Source organism: Rhodonellum psychrophilum GCM71 = DSM 17998, assembly GCF_000381545.1.
Classification (GTDB): domain Bacteria; phylum Bacteroidota; class Bacteroidia; order Cytophagales; family Cyclobacteriaceae; genus Rhodonellum; species Rhodonellum psychrophilum.
Map to the genome: position 1 here is coordinate 42,701 of NZ_KB906690.1, position 24,990 is coordinate 67,690.

25 protein-coding genes are annotated in these 24,990 nt (G+C 43.0%); 12 read left to right on the forward strand and 13 right to left on the reverse strand.

Annotated features, from left to right (window positions below; genetic code table 11):
- Nucleotides 1-58: 58 nt before the first annotated feature.
- The 3 genes from F824_RS0120550 to rpsT all read right to left on the reverse strand — a co-directional run bounded on the left by F824_RS0120550 (nucleotide 59) and on the right by rpsT (nucleotide 1,823).
- Nucleotides 59-679 (reverse strand): DUF1684 domain-containing protein, encoded by a 621-nt coding sequence (locus F824_RS0120550; protein WP_019599826.1) that lies wholly within the window; start codon nucleotides 677-679, stop codon nucleotides 59-61.
- A gap of 4 nt (nucleotides 680-683) precedes the next feature.
- Entirely contained in the window at nucleotides 684-1,379 is a 696-nt protein-coding gene (radC, locus tag F824_RS0120555) for a RadC family protein (RefSeq protein WP_019599827.1), read from the reverse strand.
- A gap of 189 nt (nucleotides 1,380-1,568) precedes the next feature.
- A complete protein-coding gene (gene rpsT / locus F824_RS0120560) occupies nucleotides 1,569-1,823 on the reverse strand; it encodes a 30S ribosomal protein S20 (RefSeq protein WP_019599828.1) in 255 nt (84 codons plus the stop codon).
- A gap of 209 nt (nucleotides 1,824-2,032) precedes the next feature.
- Here rpsT and F824_RS0120565 point away from each other — a divergent pair, with 209 nt between their 5' ends.
- On the forward strand, nucleotides 2,033-3,064 hold the full coding sequence (locus F824_RS0120565; protein ID WP_019599829.1) for a zinc dependent phospholipase C family protein: 1,032 nt from the start codon (nucleotides 2,033-2,035) through the stop codon (nucleotides 3,062-3,064).
- Nucleotides 3,065-3,066: 2 nt separating this feature from the next.
- On the opposite strand, the gene F824_RS0120570 is transcribed toward F824_RS0120565, so the two are convergent.
- Nucleotides 3,067-4,389, reverse strand: a complete 1,323-nt coding sequence (locus tag F824_RS0120570; RefSeq protein WP_019599830.1) for a pyridoxal phosphate-dependent aminotransferase — start codon at nucleotides 4,387-4,389, stop codon at nucleotides 3,067-3,069.
- A gap of 885 nt (nucleotides 4,390-5,274) precedes the next feature.
- Nucleotides 5,275-6,954, reverse strand: coding sequence for an energy-dependent translational throttle protein EttA (ettA, locus tag F824_RS0120580; protein WP_019599832.1), 1,680 nt, complete (start codon nucleotides 6,952-6,954; stop codon nucleotides 5,275-5,277).
- Nucleotides 6,955-7,084: 130 nt separating this feature from the next.
- On the opposite strand from ettA, the gene F824_RS0120585 reads away from it, so the two are divergent.
- The gene (locus F824_RS0120585; protein ID WP_019599833.1) at nucleotides 7,085-8,332 is read left to right on the forward strand and encodes a DUF349 domain-containing protein; all 1,248 of its coding nucleotides are present in this window, start codon (nucleotides 7,085-7,087) and stop codon (nucleotides 8,330-8,332) included.
- 77 nt (nucleotides 8,333-8,409) lie between these two features.
- A complete protein-coding gene (locus F824_RS0120590; RefSeq protein ID WP_010855875.1) occupies nucleotides 8,410-8,631 on the forward strand; it encodes a DUF2795 domain-containing protein in 222 nt (73 codons plus the stop codon).
- Nucleotides 8,632-8,911: 280 nt separating this feature from the next.
- Here the strand turns inward: F824_RS0120590 and F824_RS0120595 are convergent, their stop codons facing one another.
- From F824_RS0120595 to queA, 5 genes are all read right to left on the reverse strand, one after another.
- The gene (locus tag F824_RS0120595; RefSeq protein ID WP_019599834.1) at nucleotides 8,912-9,646 is read right to left on the reverse strand and encodes a LytR/AlgR family response regulator transcription factor; all 735 of its coding nucleotides are present in this window, start codon (nucleotides 9,644-9,646) and stop codon (nucleotides 8,912-8,914) included.
- Nucleotides 9,624-10,688 (reverse strand): sensor histidine kinase, encoded by a 1,065-nt coding sequence (locus tag F824_RS0120600; protein ID WP_019599835.1) that lies wholly within the window; start codon nucleotides 10,686-10,688, stop codon nucleotides 9,624-9,626. The genes F824_RS0120595 and F824_RS0120600 overlap by 23 nt, the downstream gene beginning before the upstream one ends.
- 12 nt (nucleotides 10,689-10,700) lie before the next feature.
- The gene (locus F824_RS0120605; protein ID WP_019599836.1) at nucleotides 10,701-11,495 is read right to left on the reverse strand and encodes a LiaF transmembrane domain-containing protein; all 795 of its coding nucleotides are present in this window, start codon (nucleotides 11,493-11,495) and stop codon (nucleotides 10,701-10,703) included.
- A 401-nt stretch (nucleotides 11,496-11,896) separates the two neighbouring features.
- Complete coding sequence (locus tag F824_RS0120610) at nucleotides 11,897-12,580, reverse strand: 2-C-methyl-D-erythritol 4-phosphate cytidylyltransferase (protein ID WP_019599837.1); 684 nt, start codon at nucleotides 12,578-12,580, stop codon at nucleotides 11,897-11,899.
- Nucleotides 12,581-12,681: 101 nt separating this feature from the next.
- Entirely contained in the window at nucleotides 12,682-13,731 is a 1,050-nt protein-coding gene (gene queA, locus F824_RS0120620; protein WP_019599838.1) for a tRNA preQ1(34) S-adenosylmethionine ribosyltransferase-isomerase QueA, read from the reverse strand.
- 119 nt (nucleotides 13,732-13,850) lie between these two features.
- Here queA and F824_RS0120625 point away from each other — a divergent pair, with 119 nt between their 5' ends.
- Nucleotides 13,851-15,101: an ABC transporter permease gene (locus F824_RS0120625; RefSeq protein ID WP_019599839.1), complete on the forward strand. Its 1,251-nt coding sequence runs from the start codon at nucleotides 13,851-13,853 to the stop codon at nucleotides 15,099-15,101.
- A gap of 73 nt (nucleotides 15,102-15,174) precedes the next feature.
- Here F824_RS0120625 and recA read toward each other — a convergent pair whose 3' ends face one another.
- Nucleotides 15,175-16,221 (reverse strand): recombinase RecA, encoded by a 1,047-nt coding sequence (gene recA / locus F824_RS0120630; RefSeq protein WP_019599840.1) that lies wholly within the window; start codon nucleotides 16,219-16,221, stop codon nucleotides 15,175-15,177.
- Between the two features lie 185 nt (nucleotides 16,222-16,406).
- On the opposite strand from recA, the gene F824_RS0120635 reads away from it, so the two are divergent.
- The 8 genes from F824_RS0120635 to tsf all read left to right on the forward strand — a co-directional run bounded on the left by F824_RS0120635 (nucleotide 16,407) and on the right by tsf (nucleotide 23,002).
- The gene (locus F824_RS0120635) at nucleotides 16,407-17,195 is read left to right on the forward strand and encodes a DUF3108 domain-containing protein (protein WP_019599841.1); all 789 of its coding nucleotides are present in this window, start codon (nucleotides 16,407-16,409) and stop codon (nucleotides 17,193-17,195) included.
- Between the two features lie 149 nt (nucleotides 17,196-17,344).
- Complete coding sequence (locus F824_RS0120640) at nucleotides 17,345-18,034, forward strand: response regulator transcription factor (RefSeq protein WP_019599842.1); 690 nt, start codon at nucleotides 17,345-17,347, stop codon at nucleotides 18,032-18,034.
- Between the two features lie 3 nt (nucleotides 18,035-18,037).
- Entirely contained in the window at nucleotides 18,038-19,105 is a 1,068-nt protein-coding gene (locus F824_RS0120645; RefSeq protein ID WP_019599843.1) for a sensor histidine kinase, read from the forward strand.
- A gap of 364 nt (nucleotides 19,106-19,469) precedes the next feature.
- On the forward strand, nucleotides 19,470-20,180 hold the full coding sequence (locus tag F824_RS0120650; protein ID WP_026333834.1) for an RluA family pseudouridine synthase: 711 nt from the start codon (nucleotides 19,470-19,472) through the stop codon (nucleotides 20,178-20,180).
- Between the two features lie 121 nt (nucleotides 20,181-20,301).
- Complete coding sequence (gene rplM / locus F824_RS0120655; RefSeq protein WP_019599845.1) at nucleotides 20,302-20,745, forward strand: 50S ribosomal protein L13; 444 nt, start codon at nucleotides 20,302-20,304, stop codon at nucleotides 20,743-20,745.
- 12 nt (nucleotides 20,746-20,757) lie between these two features.
- Entirely contained in the window at nucleotides 20,758-21,144 is a 387-nt protein-coding gene (gene rpsI / locus F824_RS0120660) for a 30S ribosomal protein S9 (protein WP_019599846.1), read from the forward strand.
- 43 nt (nucleotides 21,145-21,187) lie between these two features.
- Nucleotides 21,188-21,949, forward strand: coding sequence for a 30S ribosomal protein S2 (rpsB, locus tag F824_RS0120665; protein ID WP_026333835.1), 762 nt, complete (start codon nucleotides 21,188-21,190; stop codon nucleotides 21,947-21,949).
- 222 nt (nucleotides 21,950-22,171) lie between these two features.
- A complete protein-coding gene (tsf, locus tag F824_RS0120675) occupies nucleotides 22,172-23,002 on the forward strand; it encodes a translation elongation factor Ts (RefSeq protein WP_019599849.1) in 831 nt (276 codons plus the stop codon).
- A gap of 59 nt (nucleotides 23,003-23,061) precedes the next feature.
- On the opposite strand, the gene F824_RS0120680 is transcribed toward tsf, so the two are convergent.
- Together F824_RS0120680 and F824_RS0120685 are read right to left on the reverse strand one after the other, a co-directional pair.
- Nucleotides 23,062-23,490, reverse strand: a complete 429-nt coding sequence (locus F824_RS0120680; protein WP_019599850.1) for an NUDIX domain-containing protein — start codon at nucleotides 23,488-23,490, stop codon at nucleotides 23,062-23,064.
- A 63-nt stretch (nucleotides 23,491-23,553) separates the two neighbouring features.
- Nucleotides 23,554-24,843 (reverse strand): aminopeptidase P family protein, encoded by a 1,290-nt coding sequence (locus F824_RS0120685; RefSeq protein ID WP_026333836.1) that lies wholly within the window; start codon nucleotides 24,841-24,843, stop codon nucleotides 23,554-23,556.
- Nucleotides 24,844-24,990: the final 147 nt, after the last annotated feature.

Below are 24,990 nucleotides of genomic sequence, written 5' to 3' on the forward strand. Positions count from 1 at the left end.
ATTCAAATTTGGGAGTCAAATGGTTTGTGGAAAGTGCAGATTTGGTCATTAAACCTCCCTACTCTTTTTTGTAATCCTTTTCCCCGGCCAAAATACCCACTTCCAAAATATTCTCTTTCGGAGGCAAAGGACAGGCAAAATCGGGATTATAGGCACAGTAGGGATTGTATGCCAAATTGAAATCAATGGTGATGCTGTTTTTCCCATCCTGCCGAAGATTGATGTAACGTCCTCCGCCATATGTCTCTTCTCCACTCGTGGCATCGGCAAAGGCCAGAAAGAAATTTCTCATGTCTACCTCTTTTACCGACTGAAGAAGAAGCAAACGGTGGGGTTTCCCCTTCAGCTCAAATTCGGCGTAGGAATGCCTTAGGTATTTTTCGACTGAGCCGTCCGTGAGTGGTACCTCGATCATTTTTCGATCCTCCACGGGTACCATTTTGGCTTTGATTCGAAACTCGGGATCTATGGGGTAAAAACTCAGCGCCTGAAACCCTTGCTTCTGCTCCGCTGTCAGGGGAGAATCGATGTTGAAGCGGATAAACTTAAATTGACGCTCTCTTTCTTTTTCTATTTTTTCAATATAATCTTCCGTAGTTTCGGAATTGGTCAGCATATAAACAACCGAAACAGAGACAACGAAAACTACTATAATCAGGAAAATATTTTGGCTCTTCATAAATTCAAATCAATGCTTCATCTGCGAAGCTAAAATAGCCAACATCTGTGAAAATCACATGATCGAGGACCAAAACCTCCAGATTTTTACCAACCTCCACCAATTTATTGGTCAGTTTTCTGTCGGCATCGGAGGGGCTTAGATTTCCCGAGGGATGGTTATGGACCAAGATCATGGAACTTGCCATGTGGTCAAGCGCATGCTTGAAAATCATCTTTGGATCCGCAAGTGTTGAATTGCTACCCCCTTTGCTGATGAGCTGTTTCCGGATCACGAAATTAGCGCGGTTGAGCAACACAATATAAAAACTCTCCGTGGTCTCATCCATCAAGTCTGATTTCATGTAATTATAAATATCCGAGGAGGAGGTGACTTTTATCCGCTTTTGGGGCTCAAAAACTTTCCTTCTCCTCCCGAGTTCCATGGCGCTAACGATGCTAATCGCCTTGGCTTCGCCGATACCCTTGAACCGCTGCAAATCCTTCACACTCAACTTTGCCAACTCCCCCAAGTCATTGTTGACCGAAGAGAGGATGTGCTTGGCAAGATCAACGGCGCTTAGAAATTTTGTTCCTGAACCGATCAGGATTGCGACGAGTTCGGCATCGGAAAGGGAAGCTCGCCCTTTGAGCAGTAGTTTTTCCCTTGGACGATCCTCCTCTGCCAGAGCAGAAATTTTGATTGATTCGTATTTCTCCATAAAAAATCAACTTAAAAACCTCCCTTCGATTGCCAAAGGATTTGAACATTGCACTGATTTTCTGCTGTGCTTTGCTGAAAGGATCTTTTCCCAAAAGCGAGTGAAAAATAGAAAATAATAGGCAACAAAAAAAGCCTTAGTTTAAACTAAGGCTTAATAAATGCATTTTAAGTTGACTTTGTCGAAAGACTATGCCAAAGAATTGACCAATTTGGTCAATTTGGATTTTTTGTTGGCTGCGTTATTCTTGTGAATAATGCTTTTCTTAGCCAATTTGTCAATCATTGAAGTCACTTTGTTCAAGAGATCTTGCGCCTCTACCTTGTCGGTAGTTGCCTTTAATCTTTTGATAAATGTTCTTGTAGTTTTGGCCTGATATCTATTTCTCAAACGCTTGGCTTCGTTTGAACGAATTCTTTTAAGTGCCGATTTGTGATTTGCCATATCTTATTTTACTTAATGTCTTTACAATCTCCTTTGCCCTAAACGGAGTGCAAATTTAGCAGATTAATTCTTAAACACAAACGGTTTTCGAAACTAAACCAGATAAAGTCTCAAAATCAACAGATTTTTTTCACCTCATCCCTCCTTGGGTGCCACAAAGATAACTATATTTTAGTTTTTTAAAATCCTTTTTTTCATTAAATTTAAATATGAATCGATTTTTAGCTTTGCTTCTGATTTTTTTCATTTCAGGCTCCGACATTTGCGCTTGGGGATTTTTTGCTCATCGGAGGATCAATCGGCTCGCCATTTTTTCACTTCCCCCAGAAATGATAGGCTTCTTCAAGGCCAATATTCAATTTATCACCGAGAATGCCATCAACCCGGACAGACGCCGGTATGCTGTCATGGGTGAAGCCGAAAAACATTTTATCGATGCCGATAATTATGGAGACAGCGCCGTGTACAAACTGCCCAGATATTGGCCTCAGGCGCTCGAATCCTTCACCAAAGAGGAATTGAGGCAACATGGAATCGGCCCCTGGAACGCTTACCATGTCAAAATACAGTTGACGGAGGCTTTTAAGAAAAAAGACACCAAGGCAATCCTGCGGCTTGCCGCCGACTTGGGCCATTATATCGCCGACATCAATGTACCCCTTCACACCACCAAGAACTACAACGGACAGCTAACCGGCCAAAATGGTATCCATGCCTTTTGGGAAAGCCGGGTTCCGGAACTGCTCTCCGATGATTTTGATTTTTTTGTGGGACAAGCCGAATATCTTCCCTCTCCCCAACTCACCGCTTGGCAAGCAGTGATCAACGCACATGCCGCACTGGACAGCGTTCTCAATTTTGAAAGAATCCTGAGCGAGAAATTTCCCGATGACAAAAAATACAGCTTCGAAGAGAGGGGTGGAATCAACACCAGAGTGTATTCAAAGCCCTTCACGATTGCTTACAACGAGATGCTCAACGGACAGATCGAAAGGCAAATGCAAAACTCCATCAAGATGATTGCTGATTTTTGGTACACCGCTTGGGTTGACGCCGGACAACCCGATTTGAACTCCCTTCTGAAATCGCCCATCGAGGGCATGAAGGAGACTTTCGACCCAAAAGAACAATTGGAAATCCGGGAGCACGAAGGATTGTCCTCAACCGATCCTCAAAATGAAACCCGAAGATCATTCGTCAGGTCCATGTGGAGCGCTTCACCCCCAAAAACAACAGAATAAAATTAGGCCATCTGCTTTTTGTGCGACTGCAGATAAAATTGGATGGCCTTGGACAGTTGATGGAAGGTATCCCTAAAAACTTCCTCATCCTCCTCAAGCAAGGTCACTCTAAATCCTCTCAAATCGGAACAAAAAGAACTGATCGGCACCACGCAAATCTTGGTGGCAGCCAAAAGGTAATACACAAAACGCTTGTCCAGTGGCATGGCTGTATCTTTCAACCACTCACTCAAAAGCCCTTGCACCTTTGAGTCGGTGATGGGCAAATATTGGTTGGGATCTAAAAAGCTTTCATCGAATACGATGGTATTGTAAAACGCCCCTTGTGTGGGATTGAACTTGATCCCGGGAATATCACCCAGGACCTCCTTCATGATTTGGCTTCGCCTGCCGATCCGCTCGTTGGCATCCTGCCGGTAAGCTGCATAATCCGGATGGGTCATAATCCTGGGAATGGCAAGCTGTGGCAGAATCGTTGAGCAGACCTCAATCATTTTGGCATTTTCCAAGGTCTGACAGAGCTTGTTGAATTCCAAAGAAGCCCCTCTGTTGTAAAATTCCATCCAGCCACATCGGGAACCTGGCCAAGGAAACTCCTTGGAAATACCCTTCAGCGAAATAGAAGGCAAGTCACCCGCAACTTCTGCAAGGGAAACTGCTTTTATACCATTATAAGTGATGTTTTGATAGATTTCATCCGCAATCAGCAGCAAACGAAATTCACGCGCAATTTTAACGAAGTCCTCCAAGACCTCCTTGGGATATACCATGCCAGTCGGGTTATCCGGATTGATGATCAGGATCCCAACGATGGAGGGGTTGTATTTCACCTTATTATAAAGATCCTCCATATCGGGAAGCCATTGGTTATCCGGATCGAGTTTATAAGTGATCGGAGCAGTATTGGCGTGGGCGGCTTCGGCGGAGCTGTGCGTGCTGTAAGCCGGTGAAGGGCCTATGATCCTGGCCGTCGGAATCAAGAATTGATACAATTTGGCGATGGCATCACCCAAGCCATTAAAGAAGAGAATATCTTCGGCGGAGATTTGAACGCCTTGCTTTTGGTTGTTCAGTCCCGCTAGAAATTGCCTGGTTTCAAGGACGCCCTTGGAATCTGCATAGCCGTAGGATTTGTCCTGGCCAACAAGGTCAGAAACAATTTCCTTCATCCAAACGGGCACCACATTGTGTTTTTGGATGGGATCGCCGATATTTTCCCAGGTGATTTCATAGCCGAGTTGTTCGATCATCCGGGCTTTTTTTACGATGCCCCTGATCTCATAATTCAACTCTTCTGCTCCCGGTCTCAATAGCAATTGTCTCATACACCTGATGTTTTGGATTATGAAGCAAATAAACAAAAAAGGCAGGGAATGATTGTTGATTCTTTAAAAAAGATACGATTTGATTGGAATATCGGGAAAGGGCTTAGGTCAAAGCCCGAAGACTTGAACGAAACAGATCGATAAGAAATCCTTTTTTTTGGGACAATAAAATCAATATTTTACTTTTGGTTTGTGACAAATCAAAAAGTGTGTATGGCCAGGCTTGTCGGAGAAAAGGTTAAAACTAAAAGGATCGTGTTTTAATCATATGCTTTTGAGTTTTTATTCCAAAGCTGTGCTATACATTCCCTATTCAGCCTGAAATTTCTTGATAATCAGACTTTGCTTATTTTTTTGACTCTACCAAGTCGCTTATTTGCCTTATTCCTCAAAGAGTCTGGTTTTCTTGCGGCTTAATCCCCATAAGATTATCTAATGCATATTTCGCATTAAATCGAGCAATTTGTTATTTGAAAAATTGCCGGGGCATGCTTAGTGTTGGATCTAATAAAAAATGGTCCAAGTCTGAAGACTTGAACCATTCTGAAGACTTGAACCAATCCGAGAATTGAAATTCATGAAAATCATTTCGACTTCATTTCCTTCTCTTTCTTTTTAAACTCCCAAACTAAAAAGAGGAAATTAGCCAAAAGCATGAAAATCATAGATACCCATATCGCTCCCTTGATGCTGCCCAGATAGGGATAACCTAAGTAGTGTGGCGCCAAGATGGCTGCATGTATCGCTATGGCTATATGTAAGACTCTCTTGTTCATCAAATTGAAATTTCAAAAGGAAGTCAAAGTCTGAAGACTTGAATTATCGCAATATTACACTTGGTCCAAGTCTGAAGACTTGAACCATTCCGAAGACTTGAACCTAGTGTTACTTCAGCTTTTTGTACTTAATCCGCTTTGGCGTCACGTCACCCAATCGTTTTTTCTTGTTTTCTTCGTAATCGGAGAAGTTTCCTTCAAACCAATATACCTGAGAATCTCCCTCAAAAGCGAGGATGTGTGTACAAATCCTATCCAAGAACCATCTGTCGTGGGAAATCACCACTGCACAGCCGCCGAAATTCTCAAGGGCCTCTTCAAGGGCTCTCAACGTGTTCACATCCAAATCATTGGTTGGCTCATCCAGAAGGAGTAAATTACCACCTTCCTTAAGCGTCATGGCCAGGTGCACACGGTTTCTTTCGCCACCGGAAAGGCTACCTACTTTTTTCTCCTGATCAGCTCCTCCGAAATTGAATTTGCTCACATAGGCTCTGGAATTCATTTCCTTGTTGCCCAGTTTGATGATCTCGTTGCCTCCGGAGATACTCTCGTACACCGACTTGTTGGGGTCGAGATTGTCATGTTCCTGGTCCACATAGGCCAATTGGACGGTCTCTCCTACTTCGAAATGTCCTGCGTCTGCTTTTTCTTTTCCGGTGATCAACTTAAACAGGGTTGACTTACCTGCTCCATTGGGCCCGATGATCCCGACGATTCCACCTTGGGGAAGATTGAAGGAAAGATTGTCGAACAGCAGTTTGTCTCCATAGGCTTTGGAAACTCCGTTGACCTCGATCACTTTGGAACCCAACCTTGGTCCAGGCGGGATGTACAGTTCCAACTTGGCTTCTTTCTCTTTCCCTTCGTCGCTGACGAGTTTGTCATAAGCGCTCAATCTCGCCTTTCCTTTGGCTTGACGGGCTTTCGGAGTCATCCGAATCCACTCGAGTTCACGTTCCAAAGTTTTCTGACGCTTGGATTCCGTTTTCTCTTCCTGCTTTAAGCGTTGCTGCTTTTGGTCCAACCAAGAGGAGTAATTTCCTTTCCAGGGAATCCCTTCGCCCCTGTCCAACTCCAAAATCCAACCGGCCACATTGTCCAAAAAGTACCTGTCGTGGGTCACGGCGATCACGGTTCCTTTGTATTGTTGCAAATGCTGCTCCAGCCAAAGCACGGATTCTGCATCAAGATGGTTGGTGGGTTCATCCAGAAGCAACACATCAGGTTCCTGCAGCAAAAGTCTGCATAAGGCCACCCTTCTTTTTTCTCCTCCCGAAAGATTGCCCACAAGAGCATCGCTTGGCGGGAGACGCAAGGCGTCCATGGCCTTTTCCAAGACAAGATCCAGTTCCCAGGCATTGGCTGCATCGATCTTGGCTTGGACTTCTCCTTGCTTGTCGATAAGCTTGTCCATGGCATCGGGATCATCCATCAAGGCAGGATCCATGAATTTCTCGTTGATTTCCTCAAACTCCTTGAGCAAAGCGATGGTTGCCGAAACGGCTTCCTCCACAATCTCCTTGACGGTCTTGGTGGGATCCAGCTTGGGCTCCTGCTCGAGCATGCCCACGGTATAGCCCGGTGACCAGACCACATCGCCTTGGAATTCCTTGTCCATCCCTGCAATGATCTTCAGCAAGGAACTTTTACCAGACCCGTTTAGACCCAAAACACCAATTTTGGCTCCATAAAAAAATGATAGATAAATGTCTTTTAAAACTTTCTTCTGTGGAGGGTAGATTTTTGAAACCCCCGACATTGAAAATATGATTTTCTCAGCGCTCATAAATTATTGTTTTTCAACTCACAAAATTGCAAAAACAAAGATGGCAAAAAAACCCCTTTCTTAGGATTAATCCTTTTGAATTAATTAATTTGCAAAAAACTAAAGAACAGCCACTACCTATTAAATCGCAATGGAGCATCCGTACGGATACATTAAGGACAACAAAGTATTTTTGAAGGGATTTCTAAACCAACCCGATAGGGTCATCGGGGAAGTAAAAGAGGATGAAACCTCTACCCTCAAGTACTTCGAAGAAAGATTTTCAACCATAAAGAGTAAGGTTGACAATCTCAAAAAAGACATCGAGGAAAATCAAAACAAAGGCTCTTTCCTGATGAAACTGATTCATCTGAAGGAATCCTTGTTGCAATATGACGCACTGGGAGACTTTGTGCCCATGATCGAGGACCTCAACCAACTCGAATCCTTCCTGGAGGACATCATCAAAAAAAACAGGGAGCGCAATCTCGAAATCAAAAAAGGACTGATCTTGGAAGCTGAGGCAATCAAGGACGATACCGACTGGAAGAAAACCACTGAGGAATTCAAAAGCCTCAAGACCCGCTGGATCAAAACAGGATCTGTAGAAAAGGAATACGAAGAGGATCTTGAAACCACATTTAATGACATCATTGATTCCTTTTTTGACAACAGAAAACAATTTTTCGAAGGACTGGCTCTGCAAGCCGAGGAAAACATAAAGGTCTACGAATCCCTTGTGGCGCAAGCCCAAGATGCTTTTAACATGGCGGATGCAAAGCGGGCCTTTGAGATCAGCAAGAAAATTCAAAAACAATGGAAGGAATCCGGAAAGGTTCCCGCTGACAAAAGACAGCCACTTTGGGATGAGTTTTCCAAAATAAACAACAGAATCTTCAGCAGGTACAAAAGGACCATCCAGTCCATGCCGCAGCTCAGTCCCAGGGACTTCATGCGAAAACTGGAGTCGATGAACGAAGAGATGAAAAAATTATCCCTTCAGGAAGCAACGCCATCGGTACAGGCTGCCGCAAAAAAAATTCAGGCGGAATGGAGGAATTTGCCGCCGAGCAAACCCAAGGAAGCCAATCTGGTCATGCGCTCCTTCATCTTCTCCACCGAAGTAGTATTTGAAAAAGCCTTTTTGGACAAATTGGCCACCTCCAAAAATTCAGACTTCGACAAAAAGCCAATTGCTGAACAAAAACAGATCAAATCTACCATCCTGAAAGACCTCATTCATCGGGACCAAACCGAACTGGAAACCATCAAAGGGAACGCGGAAAATTTCAAATCACAGGAAAGCGATTTTGAAATCATGATGAAAAGAAAGTTAAGTGCTTATAAAAGAAAGGTTGATGTAAAAAATTTTATATTGAAGGAACTTTCAAACAAATAATCAGTTAAAGATTGATAATTAAAAACAATTTCTATTTTTGCAACCCGTAAAGCCGGTAAACAATAAATAAAGACACTATGTATTGGACATTAGAACTTGCGTCTTATCTAGAAGATGCACCCTGGCCTGCTACCAAGGACGAATTGATAGATTTTGCGATCCGCTCCGGGGCTCCTTTGGAGGTTGTAGAAAACCTTCAGGAACTGGAAGATGATGGTGAGCCATATGAGAATATAGAAGAGATTTGGCCAGATTATCCTACCAAAGACGATTTCTTTTTCAATGAGGATGAATATTAAATAAAAAATGACCCCAAACACATTGGGGTCATTTTTTATTGTACCCTATCCTGAAGTACAATCCCAAATACGCATTGGATTTCCCAATGGGGGTGGAAGCTGAAAGTAAATCAGGCTATTGGGAGAATAAGGAATATCACCGAATTGATAAAGTAAATAAAGACTGAGTATTAAGCATTTTTAGGTCAGAATGGGCTGGCAATGCATCACACGGATTCAAGCCAAGAAATCACCGCTTTTTCCCAACACCTTTTAAGGGTATCGATAACTTCCCTCTTCCCTAAATCCCCAACACCGCCTTCAATTTCGGGAACCCAGTCTTGCTAACCGGGATTTGTTTGCCGTCCCTGAGAATCAAGAGATAACCGTCTTTTTCATAACTCTCTATTTTCGTGATCTCAGCTATTTTGACAATGTAGGAACGGTGGACCCTCACGAAAACATCGGGATTGAGTGTGGATTCAAAAAATCTCATCGTTTTATTTTTCAGAAACTTCCCTTCCTGGGTATGGACATTCACATAGTCATCATTGCCCTCAAAATATTTAATGTCTTGGACAGGAATGATTTTGATTTCGTTTTTGACCTTCAATACTACCCTACTGGAATACCCTTCGGAAGGCAGCGCATTGGATTCCATCAATTCTTTTAAGGAGGATTTGGATTCCAACTGGAGGAATTTGGCGATCGCCTTAGAAAATCTTTCCTTCGGAAAAGGCTTCAACAAATAATCCACGGCATGTGCATCGAAAGCCTTGAGCGCATACTCGTCAAAAGCCGTGGTGAAAATGACGGATGGAGGTTCGTCAAGCAACTCCAACATCTCGAAGCCATTGATCTTGGGCATTTGTACATCCAAAAATATCAATTCGGGCTGGTACTCCTGAATTGCCTTGATCCCTTCGAAGCCATCCACGCAGATTTTCAACACTTCAAAATCGGGATAATCCGAAAGGTATTCCTTGACAATCTGTGCAGCCAAAGGCTCATCATCAATTATGAGGATTGGAATCATGGGCATAGGGAATCTTTAACACAACTGAAAACTGACTTTGATTGACTACACAATTTAAAAGATCGTGCCGTCCGAACAATAAATAAAGGCGCCTTTTTACGGCATCCAAGCCAAATCCCAGCCCATCGGCCGATACTCCAGCTTTAGGATCAAATGGATTGGTAATGGTCATTTCCAAGTAAACACCAACATCCCGGATATTTAATTGGATATCCACGTCACCCATGGTGCCATACAAGCCATGCTTGACAGCATTTTCCATAAGCGGCTGAAGCAACATTTGGGGGATTTTTATCGATTGGGTGTTTTCCTCCACTTGGAAATCCGCTTTTAACCTGTGGCCAAAACGCACCCGCTCAATATCCAAAAACAGCTGAAGGTAAGAAACCTCTTCCTGAACTGTCACCCACTTTTTTTCATCCTTCCGAATGGTCCCCCTGAGGAATCCGGATAGCTGGAAAATCATTTCCCTTGCCTTCTCCGGATTGCTCGCAATCAAGGCACTGATGGAATTGAGACTATTGAAAAGAAAATGGGGTTGCAGCTGCTGGCGCAATTGGTGAAGTTCTGCCTCCTTGGACATCTTCATGATCATTTCTTCCCGCTGCCGGGTTTTTAGCTGATCTTCCAATCTCCCCGCAATAACCAACAAGAGCGCGCATGCCGAGAACAAAATCGAAACGATCGCTCCCCTAACCGCAAATGACTTTTCCAAAAACAAAAGGTACTCGGTTTGATCGGAGAAGAGTTGCTTGAGGCCAAAATGGCCCAGGTACAAAACCAAGATACTCATCACGAGTGGCAAAACGATGGCAAGCCAAGCATTGGAGCGTTGTGGCAAGTAAAACCTAAACACATTCTCCAGCAAAAACAAACCTCCAACTATCAGGGTCGTCTGCACAGCACTGTCCAAAAGAGCCAAATTGAAATTTGGCCCATACGATTGGATCAGTTTTGCGGAGGCTAAGATCCACAAGACCAAAACAAGGATGGATTTCAACCAACTCCCACCTTCCCTTTTGAAGAGTCCTGTGATCCCCATTCTTCGTGAAGTTTAAAATGATTTGATTTCAAGCCCACCAAAAAAGATCGTCCCTTTGATTCTCAGAATCTTGGTCCCATCCGTTTTGGTCTGAGGATACATTCTTTTGTCCTCCACCCCGGCAAACATATTGGTCACATTGATCTGGATATCCCAGTGTGGCGGGACGATCAGCTTGATGCCTCCAAATGCCACTTCAACATCCAAAACCGCTGGCCCAGTCAAATCCGCCTGACTGAGATCAATATCAGTTCCACCAAAGATCGCAGATAATTTTCCGCCTTTGAATTTTTTGGAAAGCACCCTTTTTTGGATACCACAAAACATCGCCTGCGAATTGACGACATCACCGCCATCAACGTCTAAGTCCAATGAATTGATCGCATTTGGATCATCTGGGGTTAAAATTCCCGCGGAGTTGAATGCATTCTTTTCAAGAGATTGCTCCAACCCATTCCATTCCTTCCAGTTCGTCATACTGTTGGTTCTTCGGCTAAGGATGATAAAAAGCCCCAAAAAGATAAGACCTACAGGAAGGATGTATTGCTCGATCTCGACAGGAAGATTCAATTCCCTTTTCACCAAAAAGAAGGAGCCAAAAAGCAACATGAATATCCCAAACCCACTTTTGAAATTATGTTTGATCAAAGTGATCACCCCAATGGCAATGAAGATCATCGGCCAGGAAAGAATCCAGCCAGGAATAAAAACCCCCATTTTCCTGAACAACAAAACTGCTCCAATTACGAGAATGATCAACCCTATCGTGAGATTCCCATTGTCATTTTGCGCTTTCTTTCTATTCATGTCTTTGTCATTTATTGTGATGGATGTAGATAATAAACCAAATCTAATGCATCACCTTCTGCCTAACGCCATCCAAATAGGCTAGCCCATGAGAAAATTCGGTGAAATAAAGGATTTTGTCGGTTAAATCCGTTTTTTGCAATACGGACTCAATTCAATATTGTGATTGACACATAATTATTTAGTTTTGACTCTTTATGTCTCCACTCTTTTGGTGTCATAAATTTTTATTCCAAGTATCTGATTTTTTTGGTTCCAACCCCATCTGGAAACCTATTGCATATTACGGGTTAAATCACGCAGAAAAAATCAACATTTCTTAAAAAGTGACAAGCAAGTGGGATTCTTTGGTTGAGGTTTCGATAAATTGGAGAAACTTATCCCTCACTCCCAAGCTTCATTTATGCCTTGTTGTTTCTATTGACCAAAAACTCGGCATAGTCCATGTCCTCTGGACTTGTGATCTTGATGTTTTCAGGATTGCCCTCGATAAGGTTTACTTGCCAACCTTGCTGCTCGTAAACAGTGGCATCATCGGTGAATTGCTTAGATTCCGGGACCTCAAATGCTTTTTTGATTTTTTCCAGCTGAAAGGTTTGGGGCGTCTGGACCAGTCTAAAGTCTTGCCGATCCTGAAAATTGGATTTTCCGTCCCCTGATATTTTCCTAATGGAATCCTTTAGGTTGATGACCGCGATGGCACTCCCCTTTTTTGCTGCTTCCTCATAACTTCTTGAAATCACCGACTGATTTACAAATGGCCGCACACCATCGTGAATGGCAACCAATCCGGCTGTTGACAAAATGGAATTCAGCCCGTTCCTCACGGATTGAAACCGGCTTTGGCCTCCCTTCACCAATTGATGAGGAATCTTAAAATCGAATTTGTCACAGAGGGAATTCCATAATGGGAAATCGCTTACGGGAATCACCAAAATCAAGTTGATAGTGGGGTCATATTGAAAAAACGCCTTCATGGTGTGCATCAATATGGGTTCCCCTCCAATTTCCAAATATTGCTTTGGAATGGAGGCGCCCATTCTTGTTCCATTTCCTCCTGCGACGATAATCCCGAATTTTTTCATGTTTCAGTAATTGGCGGATCTAAAAAATAAAAACCCTTTTCCCACAAAAATCGAAAAATCAAAGAAAAAAAGAGCTCTTTTGGAGCTCTTTTTTTGATGAATTATAAAATCAACATGGCATCTCCATAGGAGAAGAACCTGTATTTTTCCTTTATGGCGATTTGATAGGCTTTCATGATCAGGTCATATCCTCCAAATGCCGAAGCCGTCATCAACAATGTTGACTCTGGAAGGTGGAAGTTGGTGATCAAGGCATTTGCAATTTTAAACTCGTAAGGAGGTGTGATAAATTTGTCCGTCCATCCTCGATCTTCTTTCAACCTGCCGTTGGCAGTAACCGAAGATTCGATGGTTTTCAAGGTTGTAGTACCTACTGACACCACTCTCTTTTTGCTATCCAAGGCACGGTTGACAAGGTTGACGGTTTCTTCTGGAATATCAAAATTCTCTGAATCCATTTTATGCTTGGTCAGGTCTTCCACATCCACTTGTCTGAAAGTACCCAAACCCACATGAAGGGTGATCGGCGTCACATCGACACCTTTCAACTCCAATCTTTTGAGCAAATGGGGAGTAAAGTGAAGTCCTGCCGTTGGTGCGGCCACAGCTCCCACATGCTTGGCAAAAATGGTTTGGTATCTTTCCCTATCCTCGGCTTCTACGCTTCTTTCGATGAATTCCTTCAAGATAGGCGTTTCTCCCAATGTGTCGACGGTTTTGTAAAACTCCTCATCCGTTCCGTCAAAAAGGAACCTGATGGTTCTTCCTCTTGAAGTCGTGTTGTCGATGACCTCGGCCACCAAATCACTGTCCCCAAAATAAAGCTTGTTTCCAACCCTGATTTTCCTTGCTGGATCCACCAACACATCCCAAAGCCTCAATTCTTGGTTCAGTTCCCTCAACAAGAAAACCTCGATTTTGGCACCGGTTTTTTCTTTGTTGCCATACAATCTTGCAGGAAAAACTTTGGTGTTGTTCATTACAAATACATCACCCTCGTCAAAGTACTCAATGATATCCTTGAAAATGCGGTGTTCTATTTCTCCGGTTTTCCTGTGCACAACCATTAGACGGGATTCGTCTCTGTTTTCTGCAGGATACAAGGAAATAAGTTTTCTGGGGACGTCGAATTTGAAATCGGATAACTTCATATATAATGAATGTAGATTGCTTTATGATTTGGTTTACGATACTTCGTAAAAAGTGCAAAGTTAGCAAGAAAAATACCAAATTGTACTTATATTGTGAATTAGTTTTTAATCCAAAATAAATGATACATTTTGTCAAACAGATTTGGGAGAGCCTCAGATTCGCCATGCAGGCCCTAAAAGCCAACCTTACCCGCACAATTCTTTCCCTTTTGGGCGTGACAGTTGGTATTTTTGCCATTATTGCGGTTTTCACATTAGTGGACTCCCTGGAGAAAAACATCAAGTCCAGCTTTAGCTTCCTTGGCAGCAATGTGGTAACGGTAAATCGCTTTTCCTTCGGCGGAGGTGGGCCTGATTATCCCTGGTGGAAATATTTCCGAAGACCGTACAACAACTACTCTGAATATGTTTTCCTGAAGGACAAATTAAAGAATGCGGAAGCGGTCGCTTTTTTTGCCGGTGCCAACACCGTCATTCAACATGCCAGCAACTCCTATCAGGGCAGCAATATCCAGGGAGTTTCCTTTACCTACCAAGACGTTTATGACCTCCCCTTGCAAGAAGGTCGGTTTTTCACGGAACTTGAGGTCAACTCATCCCGAAATGTGGCCATCATCGGCACAAAAATTTCCGAGACTTTATTTCCGGGTCAAAGCCCACTTGGGAAAGAGATCAAGATGAAGGGGGGGAAATTTGTAGTGATTGGTTTATTTGAAGAAGAGGGGGAAGGCATTTTTGACATCGCATCCAAAGATCAATCCTGCCTTATCCCCTATGGATCCTTCACCAAGTTATATTATGTGGGCAACAATGGAATAGAACCGAGCATCGCCGTGAAGGGAAAAGAAGAGGACATTGGGATGATCGCTTTGGAAAATGAATTGATCGGCCTGTTAAGGGTGAAGAGGGGGTTGAAACCTACTCAAGAGGATAATTTTTCACTGAACAAGTCGGAATTCATCATGAACACGATCGGATCCATTTTCGATGTCATCGGAATTGCGGGTTGGGTAATCGGAGGATTTTCCATTTTGGTCGGAGGTTTTGGCATCGCCAACATCATGTTTGTCTCCGTCAAGGAGCGTACCAATATCATCGGCATCCAAAAGTCATTGGGGGCAAAAAATTATTTCATTCTTTCCCAATTCCTTTTTGAAGCTATTTTCCTGAGTTTGATCGGTGGAATCGCAGGAATCCTGATCGTCTTTTTGATCACTTTTATTCCGGTGGGCACGCTTGACCTTACCCTCTCTCTGAAAAACATCATCTTGGGACTGGGTGTGTCTTCTGCGATCGGGGTCGTATCGGGAATCGTCCCGGCAACGCTTGCCGCCAGATTGGACCCCGTGGAAGCCATCAGATCTGTCTAATAAAAAAAGCGTGGCCGATATCGCTATCGGCCACGCTTTTTTATAATTGATTTTTAAGATTATCGGAATTGATTTAAGCCTTTTCCTCTTTTTCTTTTTTCGCTTTCGCTGGCTTTGCTGGAGCTTCCAAGCCGGCTTTTTCCTTGATCTTGCTTTCCAATTCCTCCATCAATTCCGGATTATCCAAAAGCAATGCTTTGACGGCATCCCTTCCCTGTCCCAATTTGGTGGTTTCGTAAGAGAACCAAGAACCAGCCTTTTTGATGATTTCCAGTTCGACACCAATATCGATGATTTCACCTACCTTAGAAATCCCCAGTCCATACATGATATCAAACTCGATCACTTTAAAAGGTGGCGCAACTTTGTTTTTCACGACTTTCACTTTGGTTCTATTTCCGATCACATTGTCAGTCCCTTCCTTGATCTGACCGATCCTTCTGATATCGAGACGAACAGAGGCATAGAATTTCAATGCATTTCCACCGGTGGTAGTTTCTGGACTACCGAACATCACTCCGATTTTGTCTCTAAGTTGGTTGATGAAAATACAGGCACAGCCTGTTTTATTGATGGCCCCGGTGAGTTTACGGAGGGCTTGGGACATCAAACGTGCCTGAAGTCCCATTTTGCTGTCTCCCATGTCTCCTTCAAGTTCCGCTTTGGGAACCAATGCTGCTACAGAATCTATTACGATAATGTCAATGGCTCCAGAACGGATAAGGTGTTCGGCAATTTCCAAAGCCTGCTCGCCGTTATCCGGTTGTGAAATCAAAAGGTTTTCTGTTTGAATCCCCAATTTCTCTGCATAGGATTTGTCAAATGCGTGTTCCGCATCGATGAAGGCAGCCAAGCCGCCTGCTTTTTGGGCCTCTGCGATGCAATGCATCGCGAGGGTAGTTTTTCCGGAGGATTCCGGTCCATAAATCTCAATCACCCTGCCGCGTGGAATCCCGCCAATGCCCAAAGCCATGTCCAAGCCCAGAGAACCCGTGGATATGGCCGGAATATCCTGCACCTTATTGTCACTCAGTTTCATCACTGTCCCTTTTCCATAGCTTTTTTCAAGTTTATCTATGGTCAACTGAAGGGCTTTAAGTTTTTCTGTATTTACGTCCATATAAAGGTTTTAAAAATCTTTGATTTGAATATATGAAATTATTAATTGATTATTGGAGTGTCAAATTAGTTTTACAACTCCTAAGGGTAATGTATTGGCTAATCGTAATATTTTAATCAGATTAGTGAATTCCTTCGTAAATATTGGAATAAGAATTGGAAAGCTTTTTGCTTAAAGAGGAATTAATGAAAAAAAATTTAGTATTGTCAGTAATTGTCATAGTATTTCAACTGCTGGGGAGTTTTTCTCTTTATGGTCAGAAAAATACAGCATTCAAAAAAGGTGAGGAATTGACATTCAAGGTGTCTTATGGTTTTTTGGATGCGGCAGAAGCGAAAATGATCATCGGCTCGAACCTCACTCGGTTCAATGACAATCCTGCTTACAAAATCGACGTTTATGGTAAAACCTTGGGGATTTTCAAACTTTTCAAGGTCAATGACAACTGGGGAACTTACCTCGACACCGCCAAGATCATCCCCCACCAATCTTACCGTCATATTGAAGAGGGCAAGTACCGGAAACATGAGCAAGTCCTCTTTAATCACCAAAACCGCAATGCAATCGTCAGGCTTTATGACAGAAACAACAGCATGCTGGTAGACACCAAAGACTATCCCATCCCCCACAATGTCCAAGACCTCGTCAGCGGATTTTACCACCTTCGGACTTTGGATATGAAAAAATACAAGCCCGGTGACACCGTCAAGATCGTCGGATTCTTCGACAAGGAAATACATAACCTAAAGTTAATATATGAGGGAAAGCAAATCATCACGACCGCACTCGGGAAATTTGAAACCTTGATTTTTTCGCCCATTATGCCGAAAAACAAACTCTTCAGGGGGGATCATCCAGTCAAAATCTGGGTTTCCAATGACGAAAACAAAATTCCGGTAAGGATAAATGCCCGCTTGATGGTGGGCTCACTGAATATGGAAATCACTGAAGCAAAAGGATTGCGTAACAATTAATTCAATTTTTGTTAACAATTAAGCAACATGCGAGGATACAAAAAGAATTTTATGTTGTTTTGGCACAGGTAAACTTCATGAAAAAACGATTTTGTGAAGGCTTTCTTTAAATTAGCGTTTAGAAAAGCGAAAATCTTCCCGCTAACCGTATGAGCGAAAAACAAAAAGTCAAAATCCTAGTGGTGGATGACGAACCGGATATAGTAGAAATTCTCACCTATAATCTCAAAAAAGAGGGCTACGAAGTGGAATCTGCCGAGGATGGAATTCAAGCTGTCAAACTGGCCAAAAAATTCCATCCCGATGTCATTCTGCTGGACATCATGATGCCCAATCAGGACGGCGTGGAAACCTGTCGACAGATCCGTGAAATCCCCGAGTTGAAAAGCACATTCATAATTTTTCTTACGGCAAGGTCCGAAGAATACTCAGAGGTGGCCGCATTTGATGTGGGCGCGGATGACTACATCAACAAACCGATCAAGCCTCGCGCTCTGATGAGCAGAATCGCCGCGTTGTTCAGAAGGGAATCCAAAAAAGAACAGGAATTGGCCCAAATCAAGATCAAGGATCTCATCGTGGACAGGACGAGTTATACCATTGACAAGAGTGGGAAAACCATCACCCTTCCCAAAAAGGAATTTGAGCTTTTGTATTTTTTGGCCAAAAACCCCAATGTGGTCTTCAGTAGAGACGAGTTATTGCAAAATATCTGGGGGGCGGATGTCTTCGTCCTGGCAAGAACGGTGGATGTCCATATCAGAAAGGTACGGGAAAAAATAGGGGAAGATTACATCACGACCGTCAAAGGGGTTGGGTACAAATTTGATTTAAATTAAAATATGCTGACCACTTCGAGGGGTATTTCATTGATTCTGGCCGTTGCCATTTCTGCCCTGACAGTGGCTTTCTTGATGCTGATGGATGATGCCACCCCTACCTTGTTGATCGTAGCGGGCGGCATTTCTTTTTCGGTTTCCTATATTTTGATCAATGTTACTTTGGAGTTTTTGATTTTCAAGGAAATCGGCCATATCTACACGGTATTGGGAAAAATCCAGAAAAAGGACCTTACGGGAATTGCAGATGGATCGAATAGGACTTCCATTTCTCCCCTTCGAAAAATCAACAAAACCATCAATTCCTATGCCTTAGCCAAAAACAAGGAAATAGAAACCCTCCAAAAGAACGCCGAATTCCGCCGAGAGTTTATTGCGGACATCTCGCATGAGTTGAAAACGCCGATTTTTGCCGCCCAGGGGTATGTCCATACCTTGCTCGACGGAGCCGTTGATGACAAGGAGGTTCGGTACAAATTCCTCAAAAGGGCCGCCAAAAGCCTCAATGCCTTGGATAAATTGGTCCATGACCTGCTTACGCTGAGTCAAATGGAAAGTGGAGTCAACAAATTCCACTTTGAATCCTTTGACCTTAGAGAACTCCTCCAGGAATTGATAGAGGAGCTGGAACACAAGGCTGAGAAAAGGGATATCTTGATTCGATTTTTTTATGACAAGGATAAAACCTTCAAAACAATCGCCGATAAGGACAAGATTTTCAGGGTTTGCCAGAACCTGATTTCAAATGCCATCAAATACAACAATGATGGCGGAGAAGTGGAAGTCAGGCTAAAATCGCACAAAAATCAAATCACCGTGGAAGTGAAAGACAACGGAAAAGGCATTCCTCCGGAGGATTTGAAACGGATTTTTGAAAGGTTTTATCGAGTTGAAAAAAGCCGATCACGGGAAAAAGGCGGGACAGGTCTCGGTTTGGCCATCGTCAAACACATCTTGGAAGGCCACAAAAGCAAAATTTCCGTAAGCAGCACCGTTGGCAAAGGCTCAATTTTCAGTTTCGAGCTTCCGCTGGATCAAGTGCTTCCCGAAAAACCAAAAAAAACCCAATAATGCAGCTGCTCCAAAAGCAGTTTGATTGCAGATGATCATTCCTAGAAATGTGCAAAAATGGAGCGGTGCCTTTGCCTAGTACTTCCATCCAGAAACCCAGAGAACTCAAAACGGGACAATTGAAGAATTGAATTCAACCTGTGTTCTTCTAGTAGTTTCAACCACATTTGGGGACTTAATGCATCTTTCTGCTTAGATGCTGTACTCAATTCCGACCAAGTCAATTTCCGAGCATAACAGACATAAGTCAGGGTTTCCCTATACTTTAGGGAGATTAAGAGGTGGTTTTAAAATTTTGTTTCCTGAAAATTTCATCTGCTTTATTAAATTCCATACTTTTGCGGCCCATTGGGAAACAAGCCGCATGAAAAAAATTGATTTTAAAAGTCTTATTCTGTTTGAAAACAACGATTATATCGTGGTCAACAAACCACCTTATCTATCGACGTTGAAGGACAGGCATGAGGCCCAGAACATTCTGGACCTGGCCAGGCTTTACACCACGGACGCCCAAATGTGTCATCGATTGGACAAAGAAACTTCGGGTTGCCTTGTCATCGCCAAGAATCCGGAAGCCTATCGAAACATTGCCATGCAGTTTGAAAGCAGGAAAGTGGACAAGGTCTATCATGCCGTAGTGGACGGTATCCACGAGTATGAGAATTTTCTCGTGGACCGCAGTCTTGCGGTCACCAACAAGGGAGTGGCCAAGGTCAATAAGGAAGGGAAATCTGCACAGACTTATTTCTCCTCTTTGAAAACCTACTATTCCCATACCCTACTTGAATGCAAGCCGATCTCCGGGAGAATGCACCAGATCAGGATCCATCTTTCCTATCTGAAATCACCGATCTGCGGGGATGAACTCTATGGCGGAAAACCGCTTTATCTTTCGGCGCTCAAAAGAAGGTTCAACCTGAAAATGGGTACGGATGAACTTCCGATCATGCAGCGCGTTTCGCTCCACGCCTACTCAATTGCCTTCCTGGGCAACCAAGGGGAAAAGATCGAAGTCACGTCACCTTACCCAAAAGATTTCGAAGTTTTGATCAAACAGCTTGAGAAAAACAGGTAACTCAAAGAAAATGTGGGGAATAATTAAGTTTGTTTTGCAATAAAAAGAAATTACTTCTATCTTTGTGTCCCTTTTTGAGGGTGAAGTATATATAATCAGCTAATAATTAAACAGTTACACAGTGGATACATTAAGCTATAAAACCAAGTCAGCAAATGCCGCTTCTGTAGAAAAGAATTGGGTAGTAGTGGATGCCCAATCTGCCATTCTAGGAAGGTTTGCAAGTGAGGTAGCGAAAATCTTGAGAGGAAAGCACAAACCATCTTTTACCCCTCATGTAGACTGCGGAGACAATGTAATTGTCATCAATGCAGAAAAAGTAAGATTAACAGGTAAGAAGTGGACCGAAAAGGTTTACGTTCGTCACACGGGCTATCCAGGTGGACAGCGAATTTCTACCCCAAGGATGTTGAAAGAAAAGTCAGCAAACATTTTGGTGGAAAAAGCTGTAAGAGGTATGCTCCCTAAAAACAGATTGGGAAGACAAATGTACAGAAACCTGTTTGTTTATGAAGGTGCTGAACACCCTCACTCTGCACAACAACCTAAAGAAGTTAAATTCTAATCTAAGCAGTCTATGGAAGTTATCAATACAATCGGTAGAAGAAAAACATCTGTTGCAAGGATCTACATGACACCAGGAAATGGCGAAATCACTGTGAACAGCAGAACGATTGAAACCTATTTCCCATTCGATTTACACAGGATCGTGGTAAGACAGCCGTTGGAACTCGTAAAAGAGAACGGTACTTATGACATCAAGATCAATGTAGACGGTGGCGGTATCACAGGTCAGGCAGAAGCAGCAAGAATGGCCATCGCCAGAGCCTTGTGCGAAATCAATGAGGAGCACAGACCCGCATTGAAAAAAGAAGGTTTTCTTACCCGTGATCCAAGGATGGTGGAACGTAAGAAACCAGGACGTAAGAAAGCGAGAAGGAAATTCCAGTTCTCTAAACGTTAATAGTACAGGTTTAACATTTTATATAGATTCAATCAATTTATTAATGGCAAATATAGAATATAAAGACTTACTAGATGCTGGTGTCCATTTCGGTCACTTAACAAGAAAGTGGGATCCAAGAATGGCACCATATATCTTCATGGAGAAGAATGGAATCCATATCATCGACCTAAACAAAACGCTTGTATGCCTTGAAGAAGCATCTAACGCAATCAAGCAAGTAGTACGCTCAGGAAAAAAAGTCATGTTCGTAGCCACTAAAAAGCAAGCGAAAGACCTAGTAGCCGAAGAAGCAAGAAGACTCAATATGCCTTACGTAACCGAAAGATGGTTGGGTGGTATGTTGACCAACTTTGCGACCATTCGCAAATCCTTGAAAAAGATGACTTCCATCGACAAACTGATGAAAGAAGAAGCTTACAAGAACCTTGCGAAAAAGGAAAGATTGATGATCACAAGACAAAGAGAAAAACTGGATCTCGTATTGGGCGGTATCGCTGACCTTACCAGACTTCCAGCAGCCTTGTTTGTCGTTGACATCAAAAGAGAACACATCGCGATCTCAGAAGCGAAAAATCTTGGCATCCCCGTTTTTGCATTGGTGGATACAAATTCCAACCCGAACGAGGTGGATTTCCCTATCCCATCCAATGACGATGCATACAAATCTATTTCCCTATTGATCAAAGCGTTTGGCGAAGCCATCGAAGAAGGACTTTCCGAAAGAAAGAGAGATAAAGATGATGCTAAACTTGTAGAGGAAGAAGAAGCTAAAAAAGCTGTTGACGTAGAAACAAAAGAGTAGTCATTTATGATTCCTCAACAATAGAAAATTGAACACAAGCTTTATGCCTGTGTTCAATTTTTCATTTAATATCAAAACCTTGAAGTCTATAATTACCCCGGATTCAGGAATAAAAACCAGGTTATTTTTATAAAACTCTTGAGGCCTGAATACTTCGAAATGAATTTTCACTTCGAAGCAGATTAAGATTTTATCCAAAACATCAATTTAATAGATAGAAAAATGGCTATTACTGCACAAGAAGTAAACAAACTCAGACAAATGACCGGTGCCGGTATGATGGATTGTAAAAAAGCCCTCACCGAAGCTGAAGGAGATTTTGAAAAAGCGATCGACATCCTTAGAAAAAAAGGCCAGAAAGTATCCGCTTCCAGAGCAGACCGTGAAACCAAAGAAGGTGTTGTCATCACCCAGGTAAACGCTGACGGAACTGTTGGGACTTTGCTTTCCTTGACTTGTGAAACTGATTTTGTAGCGAAAAACGAAGGCTTTGTGACTTTCGCAAACGCATTGCACAAGGTTGCCGTTGAGAACAATGTTTCTTCCAAAGAAGAAATCCTTGGCTTGCCTTTCGAAGACCTTACCGTCAGCGAAAAAATCGTGGAAATGACCGGTAAAATCGGTGAGAAATTGGAAATTTCCCATTACGAAGTCATCAAAGCCGAAACTGTTGTTTCCTACATTCACTCCAATGGTAAATTGGGTGTATTGGTTGGATTGGTCAATACTTCAGGCAACAACGTGGAAGAAGCTGGGAAAGATGTAGCGATGCAAATTGCTGCCATGAACCCTGTAGCAGTGGACAAAGACGGTGTGGATGCTTCCGTGATCGAAAGAGAAATCGAAGTAGGCAAAGACCAAGCAAGACAAGAAGGCAAGCCTGAGGAAATGCTTGAGAAAATCGCTTTGGGAAAATTGAACAAGTTCTACAAAGAAAACACTTTGTTGAGCCAAGCATTTGTAAAAGACAATGGCTTGACCATCGCCCAATACCTTGACAGTGTCAGCAAAGGTTTGACGGTATCTGAATTCAAAAGAATATCCATCGGATAATTCTAAAACTGAAATCCATATTAAAAAAGGCTGATTCTTACGAATCAGCCTTTTTGTCTTTACATGAACTTTGCCAATGCCTCCTCAATGATTTTTTGGTGGTCAAAGGCCAAGAGCGGTAATTTTTTGAGGGAAAACCAATTCAGTTCCGAACTGTCCGACCCTGCTTTTGCCTTTGAATTCTCCGCAGAATCCACTTTGAAAAAGTAGGCGACACTCACCGTCCAGCCCCGAGGATCCCTCCCCTTTTCCCCGAAAATGCCAATCAAATTCCCATTTACCAGCTGTAAATCGGTTTCCTCACGCAACTCCCTGAGGCAAGCCACCAAAGGCTCTTCGTCGGGATCTACAAATCCTCCCGGCAAAGCCCACATGCCCCGGAAAGGTTCATTGGCCCGCTTGATCAGCAGGATGCATTGATCACTTTCGGAGAACACTACCGCATCAGCAGTAAGCGCCGGACATGGAAAGGAATAGGTATAAGGCATGGTCTTAGGTTTGATTCAATCCAAATTTATTTCCAAAACGGAAAACAAGAAAAATCCGCTCCATCAGGAATGCATCAACGTCTCAATCTCCTCGGCCTCAATCGGGATATTTCCCATCAGGTCCAAATAGCCATTGTCCTGAATCACAATGTTGTTTTCCAATCGGATACCCAAGCCTTCTTCCTGTATATAAATCCCTGGCTCGACAGTGAAGACCATACCGGGAGTAATCGGCTCGTACATGGTGCCCACATCATGCACATCCAATCCCAAATGATGGGAAGTTCCATGCATGAAATATTTTTTGAAAGCAGGCCACTTCGGATCCTGATTTTTGATGTCGGTTTGGTCGATCAAGCCCAAGCCCACCAATTCTGATTGCATGATCAACCCGACTTCTTTGTGATAGTCCTGGATATTTACGCCAGGCCTCAATATATTCATGGCTCCTCTTTGGACCCTTAACACCGCGTCATAAACGGCCCGCTGTCTTGTGGTAAATTTACCGTTGACGGGGATCGTCCTGCTCATGTCTGCATTGTAATTCCCATATTCTGCTCCCACATCAAAGAGTATCAGATCTCCATCTTTGCAGACTTCCTTGTTTTCGATATAATGGAGCACGCAGGCATTGGCACCGGAAGCGATGATCGGTTCGTAGGCAAATCCCTTGCTTCTGTTTCGGATAAATTCATGGATGTATTCGGCCTCGATTTCATATTCGGTGATTCCTGGTTTCACAAAAGACAGAATTCTTCGAAAACCTTTCTCCGTGATATCACAGGCGATTTGCATCTGATCGATTTCAGGCTGATCCTTGACCGCCCTCAACTGATGCATAAGGGGCGCTACCCTGTTGTAATGATGGAGCGGATATTTCCGCTTGCAGGACTTGATAAACCTTGAATCCCGGGATTCCACTTGGACATCAGCCCTGAGGTGCTCATTGCTATTGAGAAATACCTGCTCGCTGAGTGCCATCAGGGTATTCAATACGCCCTCGAAATTGGCAACCCATTGGATATTTTCTATCCCCGAGACCGCAAAAGCCTCTTCCTTGGTGTATTTATGGCCTTCCCAAATGGCAATGTGCGCATTGGTTTCCCTCAAAAACAGGATTTCCCTCATTTCTGGATTCGCGAAATCCGGGCAAAGCACCAAAATGGATTCTTCCTGGTCAATCCCGGAAAGGTAAAACAGATCGTTGTTTTGTCTGAACTTTACCGTTCCGTCCGCATTGGTGGGAAGGATATCGTTTGAATTAAAAACGGCAATGGATTTTTCGGGCAATTTATCCCTTAGCTTTTTCCTGTTGTTGACATAGAAGCTTTGGGGAAGTGGATTGTATTTCATTTTTTCGATTGGATAGTTGACAACTGTAAAATCTCCCGGTCGTCCTTTGTGGGCATTCAAGGAGGATTATAAAAGCAATTTGGAATTTGTAAATTGAAATTTACGTTAATACTTGCCAACCAAAAATACCATTTATCTTTCATCTAA